This is a genomic window from Clostridium bornimense, assembly GCF_000577895.1.
GTDB lineage: Bacteria > Bacillota > Clostridia > Clostridiales > Clostridiaceae > Clostridium_AN > Clostridium_AN bornimense.
On sequence record NZ_HG917869.1, the window covers coordinates 352,944 to 369,296 of the forward strand.

Genomic DNA, 16,353 nt, shown 5'->3' on the forward strand with positions numbered 1-16,353 from the left:
GATGTAATAAAAAGTAAAATTAAATTATAAAAAATATAAAAACATCATTAGAAAATGTCGAATATTGTTGACAGAGTAGCATGTATAATATTAAAATAAATACGTACTTTAAATTACATAAAATAAAAAATGTTCGTTATAATTGTTTTAAGAGGAGAATTAACAAATGAAGAAAAAGTGGACATATCTTTTATTTATACCTTGTCTAGTATTGATACTATATTTTATGATTACGCCATTATTAAGGACTATTTTCCCGACATTTAATGAGAATGGGGGATTTTCATTAAAATTATATATGGATTTCTTTAAAGATGATTATATGTTTAGTGTATTTTATCGAACACTAAAAATCTCTTTACTATCTTCTATTATATGTATGATTATTGGAGTACCAGTAGCATATTACATATCTAGAACATCACAAAAAGTTAGAGGATTATTTATAGCGTTAACAGTATTCCCTATACTTACCAATTCGGTGGTAAGATCTTTTGCTTGGATGAGTATACTTGGTAAAAATGGTGTTATAAATACTTTATTGTTAAAGCTAAATATAATTAGCGAGCCATTATCATTATTATATACTGAAGGAGCTATAATAGTTGGAACAGTATATATTTTCTTACCACTTATGATTATTTCATTAATAGGGGTTATGGAGAATATTGAAAAAGACTTATTAGAAGCTGCTGAAAGCTTAGGTGCTAATAAGATAAAAGCCTTTTTTAAAGTTATATTTCCATTAAGTTTACCAGGATTAATAGTAGGAACAGTGTTAGTATTCACAGGGTCATTAACTGCATATACAACACCTCAGTTATTAGGAGGTAATAAAAACACGGTGCTTGCTACGCTTATATATCAAAAAACTATGACACTAGGGGATTGGCAAGGGGCTGCAGTTGTAGCAACTATAATGATAGTAACAACTCTTATTGTTATAAAAGGCATTAATTTCTTAGCGTCAAGAATGGATAAGAGAGGTGTTTCATAATATGAAAAAAGGAAAATTATTAACTTTGTTTGTTGTATTAGTATACATTTTCTTATTTGCGCCCCTTGTTATAATAGCCATGACAAGTATTGGCACAGAAAGTTATATAGCATTTCCACCTAAGGGCTTTACACTTAAGTGGTTCTTAAATGTTTTTAATTCACAAAGTTTTATGAGTAGTATGGTTATTAGTTTTGTAATATCAGGAATTTCAACATTGATAGCTTTGATTATAGGAGTTCCAGCTGCTTATGGATTAAGTAGAGGAAATTTTAAAGGAAAAGGTGCGTTAAAAAGTTTCTTTTTCTCACCACTTATAGTACCAGGAATAGTGGTAGGTTTTTCACTGTTTCAATTCCTTATTGTTAAGCTTGGACTAAGTATATATATGAGTTTATTTATAGGTCATACTTTAGTAATAGTTCCTTATATTATTAGAGTAGTAGGATCAAGTTTAGAAGGAGTAGATTATTCAATAGAAGAAGCTGCAGTAAGTCTTGGATGTACGAAGTTAGAAACATTTTTTAAAGTTGTAATGCCAAATATAACATCAGGTATAATTGCTTCTTTTATGTTGGCATTTATTAATTCTTTTAACAATGTACCAGTTTCAATGTTTTTAACAGGTCCAGGTGTTAGTACATTGCCAATAACTATGATGAATTATGTTGAGTATAATTATGATCCTACAGTTTCAGCGTTATCAGTAATTTTAATGCTAATAACTATTGGAGTTATGTTTGTAGCAGAAAAGACATTAGGATTAGGTAAATTTGTATCATAAAAACGAAGCAATACTTTGGAGGATAAATATGGAATTGATAAACTTAGAGAATATAGATGTATCATATGATGGAAAAAACAAAATTTTAGAAAATCTTAATTTAAAAATTAATGAAGGTGAGTTAGTATCACTATTAGGACCAAGTGGTTGTGGGAAAACTACTACATTAAGAGTAGTAGCAGGATTTATAGAACCAACAGGTGGTAAATTTATTTTAGGTGATAAGGATTATACAAATGTTCCTGTTCATAAGAGAAATTTTGGATTAGTTTTTCAGAGTTATGCGTTATTTCCACATTTAACTGTTGAGGAAAATGTTGCATTTGGATTAAAGATGAAAAAGGTTAAGAAAGATGAGATAAATAGAAAGGTCTCAGAAATGTTAGAAGTAGTTGATATGGCACATCTTGCTAAAAGATATCCAAAGGAATTATCAGGTGGGCAAAGACAAAGAGTAGCTATAGCAAGAGCATTAGTTATTGAGCCAAGTTTATTACTTCTTGATGAACCGCTAAGTAATCTTGATGCGAAATTAAGATTAAAAATGAGAGTTGAAATTAGAAAGCTTCAACAAAAGTTAGGAATTACAACATTATTTGTAACTCATGATCAAGAAGAATGTTTTTCAATATCAGATAGAGTTGCAGTGCTTAATAAAGGTGTAATTGAGCAGTTTGATACACCAGAAAATATATATTCAAATCCTAGTACAGAGTTTGTAGCAAGATTTGTTGGTTTTGAAAACTTCATAGAATTAACAAAAGTTTCTGATGGTGTATATAAAGATAAATCTGGTGTAATATTTAATGTTGAAAAACATAAAGAAAAAGAAACTGCAAAAGGTACTATAAGACCAGATGATATAAGAATATTAGAAAAAAGAATAGATAACACTATAGAGGGAATAGTAGAGATAAGAACCTTCTTAGGTAAATCATATCAATATGAGGTTAAGACTTCTATAGGTAATATTACTGTAAACGGAGATAATACCGTTGTATATAATAAAGGTGATAAAATAATACTTGAATTACCAAGTAATAAAATAGTATTAGTTTAAAAAAAGTTGGAGGAATACAAATGAAAAAAAGATTATTAGCAGCATTATTAACAGCAGTAGTAACAGCAACAGCTTTAGTAGGATGTGGAGGAGAAAAGAAGACTAATAATAAGCTTGTAATCTCTACTTGGGGATTAAGTGAAGACTTATTAAAAGAAAATATATTTACTCCATTTGAAGAAAAGTATGGAGTTGATGTAGTTTTAGAAGTTGGAAACAATTCAGAAAGATTAACAAAACTTCAAAATAACCCAAATTCAAATATAGACTTAATGTATCTTGCAGAATCATTTGCAGAACAAGGTATAGAAAGTGATTTATTTGAAAAAGTAGATTATTCAAAAATACCAAATAGTAAAGAATTAATAGAAGTAGCTAAGAAGACAGTAGATAGAGGATTTGGTCCTGCTTACACTGTAAATAGTATAGGAATAGTAGTAGATACTTCAGCTGGTATAGAAGTTAATACATGGGAAGACTTATGGAAGCCTGAACTTAAAGGTAAAATAGCAATACCAGATATAACTACTACTAATGGTCCAGCAGTACTTGCCATTGCTGCAGATAAAGCAGGAGTGCCACTTGAAAGTGATAATGGAGAAGCAGCATTTAAAGAATTAGAAGCATTAAAACCAAATGTAGTTAAGACATATAGTAAATCTTCAGATTTAGCAAATATGTTTTCAAGTGGTGAAATCGTAGCTGCAATATCTGCTGATTTTGCTTATGGAACTATTGCAAATGTTAAGCCAGAAGCTGAATATATAGTGCCAGCATCAGGAACATACTTAAACTTTAATACTATAAATATAAATAAAAATTCTAAGAATAAAGATTTAGCATATGAATTTATAAACTATTTATTAAGTGAAGAAGTTCAATTAAGAGCTGCTGAAAACTTAGGTGATTCACCTGTTAATAATAAAGTTGTATTAGATGAAGCAAAAGTAGGTAATTTAACTTTTGGTGCTACAGTAGAAAATGGAAAAACTATTGATTACAAATTCGTAAATTCAAAAATGAATTCATGGGTAGATAGTTGGAATAGAATAATGAACAAGTAATAAATATCAATTTAAAAGGCTATTCACTAAAAATTTAAAAGTGATAGCCTTTTTCTAGCATTGAAGAGGGTTTGAAAGGAAAATATTATGGATAGTATAATGATAATTGAAAATGTAACGATATTAACGATGAATAATGAAAAAGAGATAATAGAAAATGGTGTAGTTGTTATTAATGGAAATAGAATAATAGATGTTGGAAATAACTCAATAAAGAATAATTATAAAAATGTAGATAGAATAATAGATGGTAATGATGGAATTTTGATACCAGGTATGATAAACTGTCATACTCATGCTTCAATGGTACCATTTAGAAGTTTAGCAGATGATTATAAAGATCGATTGAAAAGATATCTGTTTCCATTAGAACAAAAATTAGTAGACGAAAAATTAGTTTATATTGGAGCAAAATATGCCATTGCAGAAATGCTTTTAGGTGGTGTCACAACTTTTTGTGATATGTACTATTTTGAAGATGAAGTGGCAAAGGCAGCTAAAGAATTAAATATTAGAGGTATTCTTTGCGAGACGATAATAAATTTTCCTGCACCAGATGCTAAAGAGAGTTTTGGTGGTTTAGAATATTCAAAAGCTTTTATCAAAAAGTGGAAAGGTGACTCACTTATAACACCAGGAATTGCTCCTCATGCACCATATACTAATAGCGATGAATCATTAATAGCGGCTTATAAGCTGTCAAAAGAGTATGATGTTCCATTAACGATGCATGTAGCTGAAATGGATTATGAGGCAGAAAAATATGCTAATGAATATGGTATAACACCAGTGCAATATCTAGATAAACTTGGAGTTTTAGATGATAATTTTATATCAGCTCATAGTATTCTAGTTAATGATGATGATATAGAGATATTAAAATCTAAAAATGTTAAGGTATCTCATAATATTGGAGCAAATGCTAAAGGTGCTAAAGGTGTAGCACCAATTATTAAAATGAAAGAGAGAGGAATAGATATTGGGCTTGGAACAGATGGTCCAATGAGTGGAAATACATTAGATATTATTACACAGATGAGCCTAGTAGGAAAGATTCATAAGTTAAGTTCTAATGATAGAACAGTATTACCATCAATTGAAATTCTAGAAATGGCAACAATTGGAGGAGCCAAGGTACTATCAATGGCTGATGAGATAGGATCTATAGAGATAGGTAAAAAAGCAGATTTGGTCTTAATAGAAACAGAATCAGTAAATATGCAACCTATTTATGATTATTATTCTACTATTGTTTATTCTGCTAATCCATCAAATGTTGATACAGTAATAGTTGATGGAAATATTGTTGTTAATAACAAGAAATTAGTATCATCAGAATTTAGAAAAATAAGAAGCGAATTAATTGAATTAAAAGATGATATAGATAAAATAGCAAAAATATTATAGGTAATAAGGACTGTTGACTAAATCAGCAGCCCTTAAATATAAATATATAGAATTAATTTTTTTCCCAAGCAATAAGTACAAAGTCTTTACCTGTTTTTTCTTTCATTAACTTTTCTGCATCTGTAATGGCTTCACAGTCCTTTTTAGTTATATCAGCAATTTTATAGTCCATAGAATCATCTCCTTCTGAAATAGTATGATTAAATATAACTAGTAATATACTTTTTTAGGTTGACAAATATTAAATCGCAATGTAAAATTATAAAAAATAAGTTAAAGCTTTGAAGAGAAATAGTAAGATTAATAGAGTTTTTAAGAGAGTTGCTGGTTGGTGAGAATCACAAAATGAATTAATCTGAATACATCTCTGAGCAGTATCTCCCAAAGATAACAACCAGTAGGCAGATATCGTATCGCACACGTTATAGTGCTAGAGTATAACCCAAAACTTTATTTGGAGTACTTGAAGAGGTTATTATTGTGAGATAATAATAAATTAAGGTGGTAACACGTAAGTAATGCTTTCGTCCTTTTACAGGATGAAAGCTTTTTTTTATATCTAAACTAGAAAATTGAAGGGCCCTCAATGATTTAGTAAAAATAAAGATTTGGAGGAAGTTATAAATGATTAATATAGATGAAGAAATGAAGATAATATTGAAAGGGGTAGATGAAGTAATAGATATTGAGTCTTTAAAAGAAAAACTTAAGAAATCTAAAGAAAATGATAAACCACTGATCGTTAAATTGGGACTTGATCCTAGTGCACCTGATATACATTTAGGGCATACAGTAGATATGAATTCTTTAATATCATTGGAAAAGTGATTAAATATAAAAAAGACTGCTTTAGCAGTCTTTTTTATGTATATTATATAGCTTGTACATAAGAAGCAACAACATATCCACTAATACCATTATATGTTACTGGTACCCAATTATATTGTCCAGTATTAAAAGAAGATCCAGTTACAGTTACTATAGTTCCTTTTGCTAATAATCCTAGTCTGGTAGAACTTGTACTTGGGCTTTTTCTTAATGCAACCATGTTTTCTGTTATTTTTGCCTTGTAATTTACTGAAGCTTTAGCTGATAGAAGGTTTACATTACTTGCTGGTTTAGAAATAGTTCCAGCATTAGCTATTGTAACGCCTTCTGTTAAAGTTAGTGTTGAGATCAATGCTAGAATAATAAATCTTTTTTTCATAGTATCATCTCCTAAAATATATTTTGTTTACATTTCAAATATACCACAATATTTAAAATATGTAAATAATTACAAGAAATAATTTTAAAATAAATTTCATTATTATTAACTTCATAAAAAATGAGATAATATATACAAGAAAAAAACACTTTATAATACATCAATTCTAACATAAGAAAATATACAAGAATAAAAGGAAATTAATGTAAAATGTAGAATATGAATTATATATCTTAAATAAGGTAGGTGAGAATATGTATACAGTAGAAGAAATAGCTAATGAACTAGATATTAGTAAGGTTACAATTTATTCTAAACTTAGAAAATTTCCAGATGAAGTGATTATAAAAAAAGGAAAAAAATATATTACCGATAGATTGTTTGATGTAATTAAAGATGAATTAGATAGTAAAAAAGAAGATAACCCTCATGATATTAAGGTAAGTATTAATGGCTCTGTAGTAGAAGATATTAATGAAGCTAATGAGATAAGTGAGTTGAATCAAGGACTAATAGAGGCAGTTATTGGACAGCTTAATGAAAAAGATATGCAGATAAAAGAGAAAGATAATCAAATTAGAACTTTACAGAAGTTAATAGAAAATAGTCAGATGATTTTAAAGCAGGAGCAAGAAAAAGATTTAAAAAAGATATCAATGGAGAGTCATTTTGAAGAGTTTGATAAAAAACTTACTGAAATTAAAGAAAAACTAGATCAACGAAGAAAGTTAGAAATAGAATTGAAGGAGAGGAAAGAGAATAAAAAACTTTGGAATAAAATTTTTAAATAATATGTAGATTTATGATAATTCGCTCTAAGTTAAAATATTATTCTTTTTGATGTATAATAAATTTAATGTTATTTTTAAAGAATATTTTTTATGAAAGGGGCGAATAAAGATGGCAATTGAAAGAGTAAGGAAGTATTTTGAGAAATTTGGAATAGAGGAAAGAATACAAGAATTTCAGGTTTCTAGTGCAACAGTACAATTAGCAGCTGAGGCTCTTAATTGTGAGGAAAATAGAATTGCAAAGACATTATCTTTTAAAGTAGATGATAATGTAATTCTTATAGTTGCTGCTGGAGATGCAAAGATAGATAATGGGAAATATAAATCAAAATTTCATAAAAAAGCAAAAATGCTTTCATCTGATGAAGTTCTAGAATTAGTTGGACATGGCGTTGGGGGAGTTTGTCCATTTGGTATCAATGAAGGAATTTCAGTTTATCTTGATATATCGCTAAAGCGATTTGAAACAGTATTTCCAGCTTGTGGTAGTAGTAATAGTGCAATAGAATTAACTATTGAAGAGTTGGAAAAATATTCAGGATATATTGAGTGGGTGGATGTTTGTAAAGAATGGAATTAATGATGGTTTTACATATTAAATAATAATAGCATTCTATGATAAATTTATCATAGAATGCTATCTTATACATCTAAATGTGACATAGGAAATACTCTAAAAACTATTTTGCCAACTACATCTTTTTTATAATTAATTACGCCAACTCTGCTATCTCGTGAATCTAATGAGTGATTTCTATTATCACCCATAACAAAAATTTCATCATCATTTAGTGTAACTTTTATTTCGGGACAATTATTCATCTTATCATCCTCGTTAATATAATTTTCGATTAATTCATTTCCATTTATGTAGACTTTATTGTCTATTATTTCCACTTTATCACCAGGTTCACCAATGACTCTTTTAACAATAAGTTTATCTTTTCTTTGTATAATAACAATATCTTTATATTTAGGTTTATGATTTTTGTATGCTATTTTACTCATAACTAATTTATCAGAATCATTTAAAGTATTTTTCATTGATTGACCTGACACAGTAACAACTTGGACAAATTGAGAAATGATAATGGAAATTACTAGAGCTATTAATACAATAAATCCCCATTCTTTAATAGACTTTATCAATTCTTTTTTCATAAAATTCCTTCTTTACATATTAGTTAACTTTTGTTCTAGATAAAATTAAGACATTTTATTTATTTCTAAAAAACTATATAATATATTTTAATTATATCAGAATGGTTAAATCTATTCTATATATTAATAAGAACAGATAGAAATATTCTATCTGTTCTTATTAATATTATTCTACGTTATGACCTGTATTTTCAATACAGCTTATGATTTCTGCTTCAGTTGCTGGTTCATTATAAATCACTTCTACAGTTTCTTTCGCTAGATTAACCCATACTTGATTAACACCATCAATATCTTTTAGGGCATTTTTAACTTGTGTTTTCATATTTGAATTTGTTAATCCATTTACAAGATAATGTTCTCGATACATAATACATCTCCTTATTAATATTTTATATGAATATTATGTACTATATTTTTATATTTATACTCCTAGATTTCCTTAAATGGATATACGCTAAATAGTACTTTACCTATGACGTTCTTTTTATAATTTATGATACCTATATAACTATCTCTTGAATCTAATGAATGATTTCTATTATCGCCCATAACAAAAATTTCATCATCTTTTAAAGTTACATCTATATCACAGGAATTTTCAATTCTCTCTTTAGTATTAATATATTCTTCAACGAGTTCTTGACCATTTATGAAGACTTTATTAGAAGTTATTTTTATATTATCTCCCGGAACCCCAATAACTCTTTTTATTATTTTATATCCATTCTTATTAATAATAACAATATCTTTATATTGAGGGGAAGTTTTATTATAAGCTATTTTACTAATAATTAATTTATCATTGTTTTTTAATGTACCTTCCATAGATTTACCTGAAACAGTTACTAATTGTGCAAATTGTGAAATTATAATAGATACTAGTAAAGCTAGTATGGCAGAATTTAAAGAATTTTTTATTTCATATATTATTTTTTTCGTCATATTTCATCACCATCTTAAAGAAAAATTGTAATATTATTATAACATATAATAGAAATCATTTCCATATATATTCTATTTTAACGAAAAAAGTCAAAAAAGATAATATTGTGTAATTATATAGGAATGAAGAAATAGAAATATATATATAAAATGACACAAATATGACATAATTGAGTATTATACTAAATATAGTTTTTATTTGGGATATAATTATATAATAATTTCAGCATAAGATATTATAAGGCTTAACTTACATAGATTTTAGTAAAGGAGAAATTGTATGAGTAATAAGTTAAGAAAAATAGTGTCACTAACAGTAATATCATTGATATTTGGCACTATGCCTGTAGTGGCTGCAGGAAACAATGATACTTCATTGGTACCACCAAGTAATATTCAACAAAATCCTAATAGTGAAAGTTATAGTCATGGATCATCTACAATAGTTGAATCACCTGATAATACAGTACCAGAAGACTATACAGTTGATGAATCTATACAAGCAAGCGCGAAGAAGGGAAAGTATTCAAAACTATTTGATACTGAAAAATTACAAGATGTTAATATCACTATTAGCGAAGACAACTGGAATTATATGCTACAAAATGCAATAGACAAACCTAATGTATTAGCTTCATCTATTTCAATTGGTGATGAAAAAATTGAAAATGTAGGTATTAAAACAAAGGGGAATTTGACCCTTAATTCTGTATGGGCATCTGATTCTGATAGGTTCAGTTTTACAGTAAATACTAAAAAGTTTGTCAGTGATCAGAATTTTTATGGATTGGAAAAGTTCAGTTTAAATAATATATATGGGGATGCATCTATGATGAAAGAATATCTTTCATATGAGCTAATGACAGAAATGGGAATCCCAACACCATATTATTGTCTCGTGAAGTTGAATGTTAATGGTGAGTTTTGGGGCGTATATATGATGGTAGAAAAAGTAGACAAAAGTCTTATGAAGCGTACAACTGGAAATTCTGATGGAGCATTATATACTGCTGAAGCACCTGGTGGAGATTTAATTTATAAAAGTGATTTAGATAATTTATTAAATTCTGATGGTACATATAACTTTGATTTATCTACATATTCAGATGGTAGTAATCTATTAAGTAACTATACAGGTCTATTAGATAATAAAGAATATGGTGCAACTATTAGTGACTATGAAGAAAAAGAGGAAGAGGAAGTACGTACAGATTTAAATAATTTATTTTCTTGGATGAAAAAATTAAATGAATTAAGTAGTTCTGAAAACCCAAACACAGAAAAATATAAAAAGTCTGTTGAAGAAATTTTAGATGTAGACGAAATTTTGAGATATTTTGCTGTAAATACATATCTTGTTAATTTAGATAGTTATCAATCTGAAAAAGAACAAAATTATTGTCTCTATGAAGTAGATGGAAAAGTAACAATTATACCTTGGGATTATAATTATTCTTTTGGTGCATATGGTACAAGCAGTGCATCAGAAATGATAAATTTCTCTATTGATAATCCAGTTATAAATGTAACATTAGCAGAACGTCCATTATTGAATGTGCTATTACAAAATGATGAATATCGTGAAGTTTATGAAGGATATCTCGAAGATTGTGCTAAAATAGCATCAATTGGTGGAAAAGTAAATGGTGTTACTTATGAAAAAGATCATTTTTCAACTGAAATTGATAACTATAAAGATATATTAGAGGAAGCAGTTAAAACTGATCCTACAGCATTTTATGATTATGATAGATTTATTTCAGCATGTGATAATTTAAAGAAATTAAATACTCAAAGAGCTACTGCTGTTTTAAATCAGATAAATGATGATTTTTCAGAAGTATCAAGTGATGGAATAAACTTAAATGAAATTGGTGATAATGTTGGAGGTGCTGGACAAGGAGCACAAGGAAATCCTCCAGGTGAAGGAGGTCCGGGTAATCCAGGTGAAGGTAATCCACCAGAATTTCCTGGAGAAGGGGGTACAGGATATGTGCCAGTAAATCCTATTCCAGGTGAATCAGAAGATAGCAATAATCAACAAAATGATAGTACTTCAAGTGATAATACTTCTGGTGAAGATACTAATGATTCTACAAATGGAAACAATTCGGATAATAGTAACTCCAATAATGTTACAAATACTAATTCTAATGAGACTGTTACTACAGAAGATAATTCTTCGGAAAAAAGCACAGATGATGCAAATGATAGTATAATATCACTTACTAAAACTGGTGGTATTGGTGTAAAGTTATCAATAATAGTAGGTACAATTTTAACAGGCGTTGGATATTTCATTAGAAGAAGATAGATTTCTATTTAAAATACTCAAATAGTACTAATAACTAAGTATTATTTATAGGTAAAAAGAAATGTAGAATATTATCTACATTTCTTTTTAATACCTTTGTGTAAATATTCTAAGTGGTCTACGTTAACACCTTTATCTTTTAACATTGCAATTCTGGTTTCACTTTTAGATATTGCTTCTTTAGCTGCAGAAAAATCTTTTTGCTTTATACAATTACTAGCGTAAGATAAAATATAATCTATCTTCAGAACTTCAGAAGCTAAGTCTTCGTTATTATCGTTTACTAAATCTAGCAATAAGCTATATATTTTATTAGAAGTTATCCTCTTTGCTGAATTCAAGAGATCATTGTTTTTACTTGTTTTTTTCGCCATAAAAGTTTCTCCTTTTGTAAGTCTATAATAATATATTATATATGTTATTTTTAAATATAAAAACTATAGATTGATTTTGAAGAAACCTTAATTCTTACGATATACTATACATCCCGCTAATTTGGGATGATCTATAACTACAGAACTCTTTTTTTCATTTCTTAATAAAAAAAGAATTATTAAATCTCCACATGCACCAGCAGTCATAAATAGGCTAATAGAAAGCAAAATAGAATTATTTAAAATGACAGCTAGTATATAAGGCAAAGCTCCAGTTATTAAAAATGGTGCAATTACTCCTAGTTTATATCTTTTTATAGGTAATGCTTCATTACAAGTGGAATAGGGTGTTAAAGATTTTAATTTGAAACCAAAAGCTATACTTTTCCATTTTTCTTCGCAGAAAAAATGCCATACAAATCCATGAATATATTCATGGAGAAATATTCCAAGGATTATTCCAATAGCTGTTTTAAGATTAATATCTAAGAACAATACTTTTTTATTCCATATAATATTATAGATAATAATATGAATAGTGCAGAAAATCAATGTTATAAGCATGCCATAGATATTTAATTTTATAAATGATATTGTTTTATCAATAGGATGATAATTTTCTTTAGTTAACTGATTTAATTTCATTAGGTCACCTATTCTTCGTCAAATTTATGTAATAATATATCAATAAACAACAGTAAATGATAATATATTACAGGTTATTACAATATTATATCATAATATTGTAATATATGTTATTAAATTTAAAAGGTATTTTAGTAAAAAAACTCCTCATTTATAAATGAGGAGTTTTGGGTTTATTCTATTGTATAATCATTAATATCGACAATTACATTATTATCAGGGGATGATAGTTGTTTTTGTGCCTTTTTTAATGTAATTAATAAGAAATTTCCCTCGAAAGATGCAGTACTATTTGGAATATCTAAATCTTCTACATCAAATGTTTTGATCAAATCTCCACCAGTTCTCATTACAGTCATCATGCTATTTACTCCATTAGAGTAGGTTTGTCTTTGTGTTATTGTAAGTATAACTTTATTAGGAGGAAATTCAATATGAAGATCTCTAAATTCTATTCCTGGTAAATAACCTTGTATTATATAATATTCACCATAATCGTGTAATTGTACATCGTAACAATTTTCATCTTCCATTTCATTAATTATTTCGTCCATTTCATCTATTAATTCGCTAATAAAGTCGCTGGATAATATTTGTCCCATGATATTATTAATAAGATTACTAAAAGAATTTATATCATTGATAGAGTTTGTATTATTAATTTGCTTACTATTGTAATTGGGATAGTTATTATACCTGTAGTTACATTTTCTGTTGTAATTTTGGTTTGTTAGGTTTTGTTGGTTACTCCAGTTGAATGGGAACATTCCAAACATATTATTTCCCCTTTTTAGAAATATTCTATTATATATCTATGTAAAAAAATCAAAAGTTGATACTTATTTAAAGATTTATTTACTGTGTTAAAAAATTTAAAAATATTATCTTAATGACCAAATCTAAATCCAATAAAAATCTCAGAAATAGCACTAAGTACAAAATAAATACCAATTACGTAAGGTAGAATCATATAACCTGTAGCTAAATTTGATAATATGATTATTCCGAATATAATAGTTACTACAGAATAAAGAATAAATATCCCGCTACGAGTATTCTTGTTTGTAAAAAACATTATTAATAAATATATCCCTTTTATTAATGACCACATACCATAAGAAATTATTAATACACCAATAGTATCTATTGGCATTATTATTAGGATTAATCCAATTACTAAATCAATTATACCCATCAAGATATCTCTAGGAATTTTTAATATGGAAAGTATAGCAAGTAATATAAAGAACCAGCCAGCAATATCAGTAAATATAAACATGGATTCTATTGGATTAAATAAAAATAATAAACCTAAAATTCCTAATATTATTCCTTCCAACATAAATATTCTACTTAACATATATCTCATAATAATTCCTCCATTCATATATAGTGTATCCATTAAAAAAGAAAGAATAACATAAAGAATTGTTCAATATATAAAAAATATATATCAATGTATTTCCTGAACGTCAGATTTTTAGTCTTAAGCGTTAAAGAAAATTATATTTAGAGTATTCTGTTTTAATAAAGTTTCAATAAATATAGGAATATCAGCGATTTGTGAGAATATCGTTAAAGAGAAGTATCCTTTCGTGAATGAAGGATTATTTTGTTATATTATGTATTATAATGTAAGTAAAGAAAGATTTACGACAATTTTTTTAAAGATATAGCATAAGGAGTTTTAATCATGAGTACTAATTCATTAATAGGTAAAAGTTATATAAATGATATACTAAGTAAACATTCTACATTAGTATATAGACTTGCACTAGTAATAACTAAAAGTAAGGTTAGTGCTAATGAGGTAGTGGAGAATGTTTTTCTTGAATATGTCAAGCATTCTAAAGGCTTTATAAGTGATTATCATTTAGAATTATGGTTTATTGAAACAACAATAGAGTTTTCTAATAAATTCTTTCGTCGAAATCTTATTAAATTTACCAATTTTACAGATAAGATTAGTTTTGAAAATTCAAAGCAAGAAATTCTATATAATAAAGTCTTAAGTATTTCTAAAAAGGATCGTATAGTTTTTCATCTATATTATTGCGAAGATATGTCAATAAAAGAAATAAGCAAATTATTTAATTGTAATAAGTCATATGTAAAACGTCAAATATGTATCAGTAGAAATAGAATTGAGAAAATGTTGGAAAACGAATATGATCATGAAAAGCTAAAAAAAGAGTACAAAAAAGCTAATGCAAGAATTGTTCTTCCGTTAGAATATATTTATAAATTATCTAGAAATATGATGGGGTATAACGAAGAAAGTAAAGGAGAGCAATTTATGAAAAATTATAAAAAGATGGCTATAGTAGCAATATTATTTTTATCAATAGGAATTTTGACTATTTCTACTAATTTTGTTTATGGTGATTATGATAAAGATGCCAATAATGGATTAAAGATTACTGAATATGATAAGTCTATTAATTTATCTAAAGGTGATTTTAATTATAAAAATTTAGCTTATGCAAAAGAGAGTTCCTCTGAAGGTGCTGATGAAGATAATGGGGTAGAGGAGTGGTCAGAAACTAAATATATTGATTATTTAGGGGTAGATCCTAGACCTACATATATACCAGAAAATTTTAAAGAAGTGACATCAAATAATCAGATTGAAGTAATATCAGAAGATCAAACTCTAGAATGTGATAACTTTAATTTTTACTATGTGGGTGAAGAAAATAGTTATATTAGTATAGATGTTTCTAAAGGTCAATTACCTGTATACTCATCATCATATAAAGAAAATTCATCATCAATATCTATTGTAGATGACGAAATATCTTATAGTGAAGATTTAGAAACAAAAGATGAGCACTTTAAAGAATTTATGCATAATGATATAGGATATTCAGTTACAGCAAAGGGGGTGTCAGAAGAAGATTTTATTAAGATGATATCATCAATTATACAAAAATAACCAAATTATTAATTACTCAACTTTTCTAAAAAAAAGATTTGTTAGTACCCAAAGCTAACAAATCTTTTTTTATTTATTATTTAAATTTTCTATTTTAATTAAAAAAATAACCAATAGTTATTCAACTATTCTTGTTGCTATATCTTGGTCATGATAACCTATACATATTTTAAAACCACAATCTTTATATTTTAAAGCTGCTTTAGCAAATAATATATTTGTTTTCGCTATTAGGATAAGCAATATGGCAGTATCGTGATTACCTTCAAAAAAATCCTGATTAGCTTCTTTAAGAAATATATCTGCATAATCAAAAAGAGACACTGTATTAATTGAAGCTACCCATTTAGTGCTCCAATCCTCATTACCATCTTCCACACTATTATAATCACTACATATAAATAAGTAACTATCCCAATCATTATCTATATCATAATCAAAGTAAATGGCTTTTGCATTAAATTCTTTTGCAACCTCTATAGCTTCAGGAATAGCTTCTTCAATACTTTTTTCATAATTACTGAGATTAATATTGTTTATTGTTTTTAATAATCTATCTGATAAACCGAGATCCTTTGAAGTTTTCAAAGCAAAGTCTTCGGCTCCTTTTAAATCACCATCTATAATAAATTTTTCAAAATCTAAGAAATAATTATAATAATCCATAAT

General features: G+C 27.2%; 19 protein-coding genes and 1 other annotated feature. Of the genes, 10 read left to right on the top strand and 9 right to left on the bottom strand.

Going from position 1 to position 16,353, the window contains the following annotated elements; all coding sequences use genetic code 11:
* The first annotated feature begins 166 nt into the window (after positions 1-166).
* From CM240_RS14910 to CM240_RS14935, 6 genes are all read left to right on the top strand, one after another.
* Positions 167-997: an ABC transporter permease gene (locus CM240_RS14910; RefSeq protein WP_044040289.1), complete on the top strand. Its 831-nt coding sequence runs from the start codon at positions 167-169 to the stop codon at positions 995-997.
* A gap of 1 nt (position 998) precedes the next feature.
* Positions 999-1,781 carry an ABC transporter permease gene (locus tag CM240_RS14915; RefSeq protein WP_044040290.1) on the top strand — a complete coding sequence of 261 codons (783 nt, stop codon included), beginning with the start codon at positions 999-1,001 and terminating at the stop codon, positions 1,779-1,781.
* Between the two features lie 28 nt (positions 1,782-1,809).
* Entirely contained in the window at positions 1,810-2,841 is a 1,032-nt protein-coding gene (locus CM240_RS14920) for an ABC transporter ATP-binding protein (RefSeq protein WP_044040291.1), read from the top strand.
* A gap of 20 nt (positions 2,842-2,861) precedes the next feature.
* Positions 2,862-3,905 carry an ABC transporter substrate-binding protein gene (locus CM240_RS14925; protein ID WP_044040292.1) on the top strand — a complete coding sequence of 348 codons (1,044 nt, stop codon included), beginning with the start codon at positions 2,862-2,864 and terminating at the stop codon, positions 3,903-3,905.
* A gap of 87 nt (positions 3,906-3,992) precedes the next feature.
* Positions 3,993-5,312 carry an amidohydrolase gene (locus CM240_RS14930; RefSeq protein WP_044040293.1) on the top strand — a complete coding sequence of 440 codons (1,320 nt, stop codon included), beginning with the start codon at positions 3,993-3,995 and terminating at the stop codon, positions 5,310-5,312.
* A gap of 272 nt (positions 5,313-5,584) precedes the next feature.
* Positions 5,585-5,847: a binding site (T-box leader), on the top strand.
* A gap of 89 nt (positions 5,848-5,936) precedes the next feature.
* Entirely contained in the window at positions 5,937-6,140 is a 204-nt protein-coding gene (locus CM240_RS14935; protein WP_044040294.1) for a hypothetical protein, read from the top strand.
* Between the two features lie 43 nt (positions 6,141-6,183).
* Here the strand turns inward: CM240_RS14935 and CM240_RS14940 are convergent, their stop codons facing one another.
* On the bottom strand, positions 6,184-6,519 hold the full coding sequence (locus tag CM240_RS14940) for an SH3 domain-containing protein (RefSeq protein ID WP_044040295.1): 336 nt from the start codon (positions 6,517-6,519) through the stop codon (positions 6,184-6,186).
* 254 nt (positions 6,520-6,773) lie between these two features.
* On the opposite strand from CM240_RS14940, the gene CM240_RS14945 reads away from it, so the two are divergent.
* Both CM240_RS14945 and CM240_RS14950 read left to right on the top strand, forming a co-directional pair.
* Positions 6,774-7,310, top strand: coding sequence for a hypothetical protein (locus CM240_RS14945; protein WP_044040296.1), 537 nt, complete (start codon positions 6,774-6,776; stop codon positions 7,308-7,310).
* Positions 7,311-7,419: 109 nt separating this feature from the next.
* Entirely contained in the window at positions 7,420-7,890 is a 471-nt protein-coding gene (locus CM240_RS14950; protein WP_044040297.1) for a YbaK/EbsC family protein, read from the top strand.
* Positions 7,891-7,952: 62 nt separating this feature from the next.
* On the opposite strand, the gene lepB (CM240_RS14955) is transcribed toward CM240_RS14950, so the two are convergent.
* The 3 genes from lepB (CM240_RS14955) to lepB (CM240_RS14965) form a co-directional block, all read right to left on the bottom strand.
* Positions 7,953-8,471, bottom strand: coding sequence for a signal peptidase I (gene lepB / locus CM240_RS14955; protein ID WP_044040298.1), 519 nt, complete (start codon positions 8,469-8,471; stop codon positions 7,953-7,955).
* Between the two features lie 166 nt (positions 8,472-8,637).
* Positions 8,638-8,841: a heavy-metal-associated domain-containing protein gene (locus tag CM240_RS14960; RefSeq protein WP_044040299.1), complete on the bottom strand. Its 204-nt coding sequence runs from the start codon at positions 8,839-8,841 to the stop codon at positions 8,638-8,640.
* Positions 8,842-8,903: 62 nt separating this feature from the next.
* Positions 8,904-9,416: a signal peptidase I gene (lepB, locus tag CM240_RS14965; protein WP_044040300.1), complete on the bottom strand. Its 513-nt coding sequence runs from the start codon at positions 9,414-9,416 to the stop codon at positions 8,904-8,906.
* Between the two features lie 280 nt (positions 9,417-9,696).
* On the opposite strand from lepB (CM240_RS14965), the gene CM240_RS14970 reads away from it, so the two are divergent.
* Entirely contained in the window at positions 9,697-11,730 is a 2,034-nt protein-coding gene (locus CM240_RS14970; RefSeq protein WP_044040301.1) for a CotH kinase family protein, read from the top strand.
* Between the two features lie 71 nt (positions 11,731-11,801).
* Here the strand turns inward: CM240_RS14970 and CM240_RS14975 are convergent, their stop codons facing one another.
* From CM240_RS14975 to CM240_RS14990, 4 genes are all read right to left on the bottom strand, one after another.
* Positions 11,802-12,104, bottom strand: coding sequence for a hypothetical protein (locus CM240_RS14975; RefSeq protein WP_044040302.1), 303 nt, complete (start codon positions 12,102-12,104; stop codon positions 11,802-11,804).
* An 87-nt stretch (positions 12,105-12,191) separates the two neighbouring features.
* Complete coding sequence (locus CM240_RS14980) at positions 12,192-12,749, bottom strand: DUF3267 domain-containing protein (RefSeq protein WP_051483889.1); 558 nt, start codon at positions 12,747-12,749, stop codon at positions 12,192-12,194.
* 173 nt (positions 12,750-12,922) lie between these two features.
* The gene (locus CM240_RS14985) at positions 12,923-13,525 is read right to left on the bottom strand and encodes an Hsp20/alpha crystallin family protein (RefSeq protein WP_044040303.1); all 603 of its coding nucleotides are present in this window, start codon (positions 13,523-13,525) and stop codon (positions 12,923-12,925) included.
* Between the two features lie 110 nt (positions 13,526-13,635).
* Positions 13,636-14,118 (bottom strand): DUF308 domain-containing protein, encoded by a 483-nt coding sequence (locus CM240_RS14990; RefSeq protein WP_044040304.1) that lies wholly within the window; start codon positions 14,116-14,118, stop codon positions 13,636-13,638.
* A gap of 324 nt (positions 14,119-14,442) precedes the next feature.
* Between CM240_RS14990 and CM240_RS14995 the strand changes: the two genes are divergently transcribed.
* Positions 14,443-15,684 (top strand): RNA polymerase sigma factor, encoded by a 1,242-nt coding sequence (locus tag CM240_RS14995; RefSeq protein ID WP_044040305.1) that lies wholly within the window; start codon positions 14,443-14,445, stop codon positions 15,682-15,684.
* A 117-nt stretch (positions 15,685-15,801) separates the two neighbouring features.
* On the opposite strand, the gene CM240_RS17010 is transcribed toward CM240_RS14995, so the two are convergent.
* Positions 15,802-16,350 carry a hypothetical protein gene (locus CM240_RS17010; protein ID WP_051483890.1) on the bottom strand — a complete coding sequence of 183 codons (549 nt, stop codon included), beginning with the start codon at positions 16,348-16,350 and terminating at the stop codon, positions 15,802-15,804.
* Positions 16,351-16,353 lie beyond the last annotated feature (3 nt).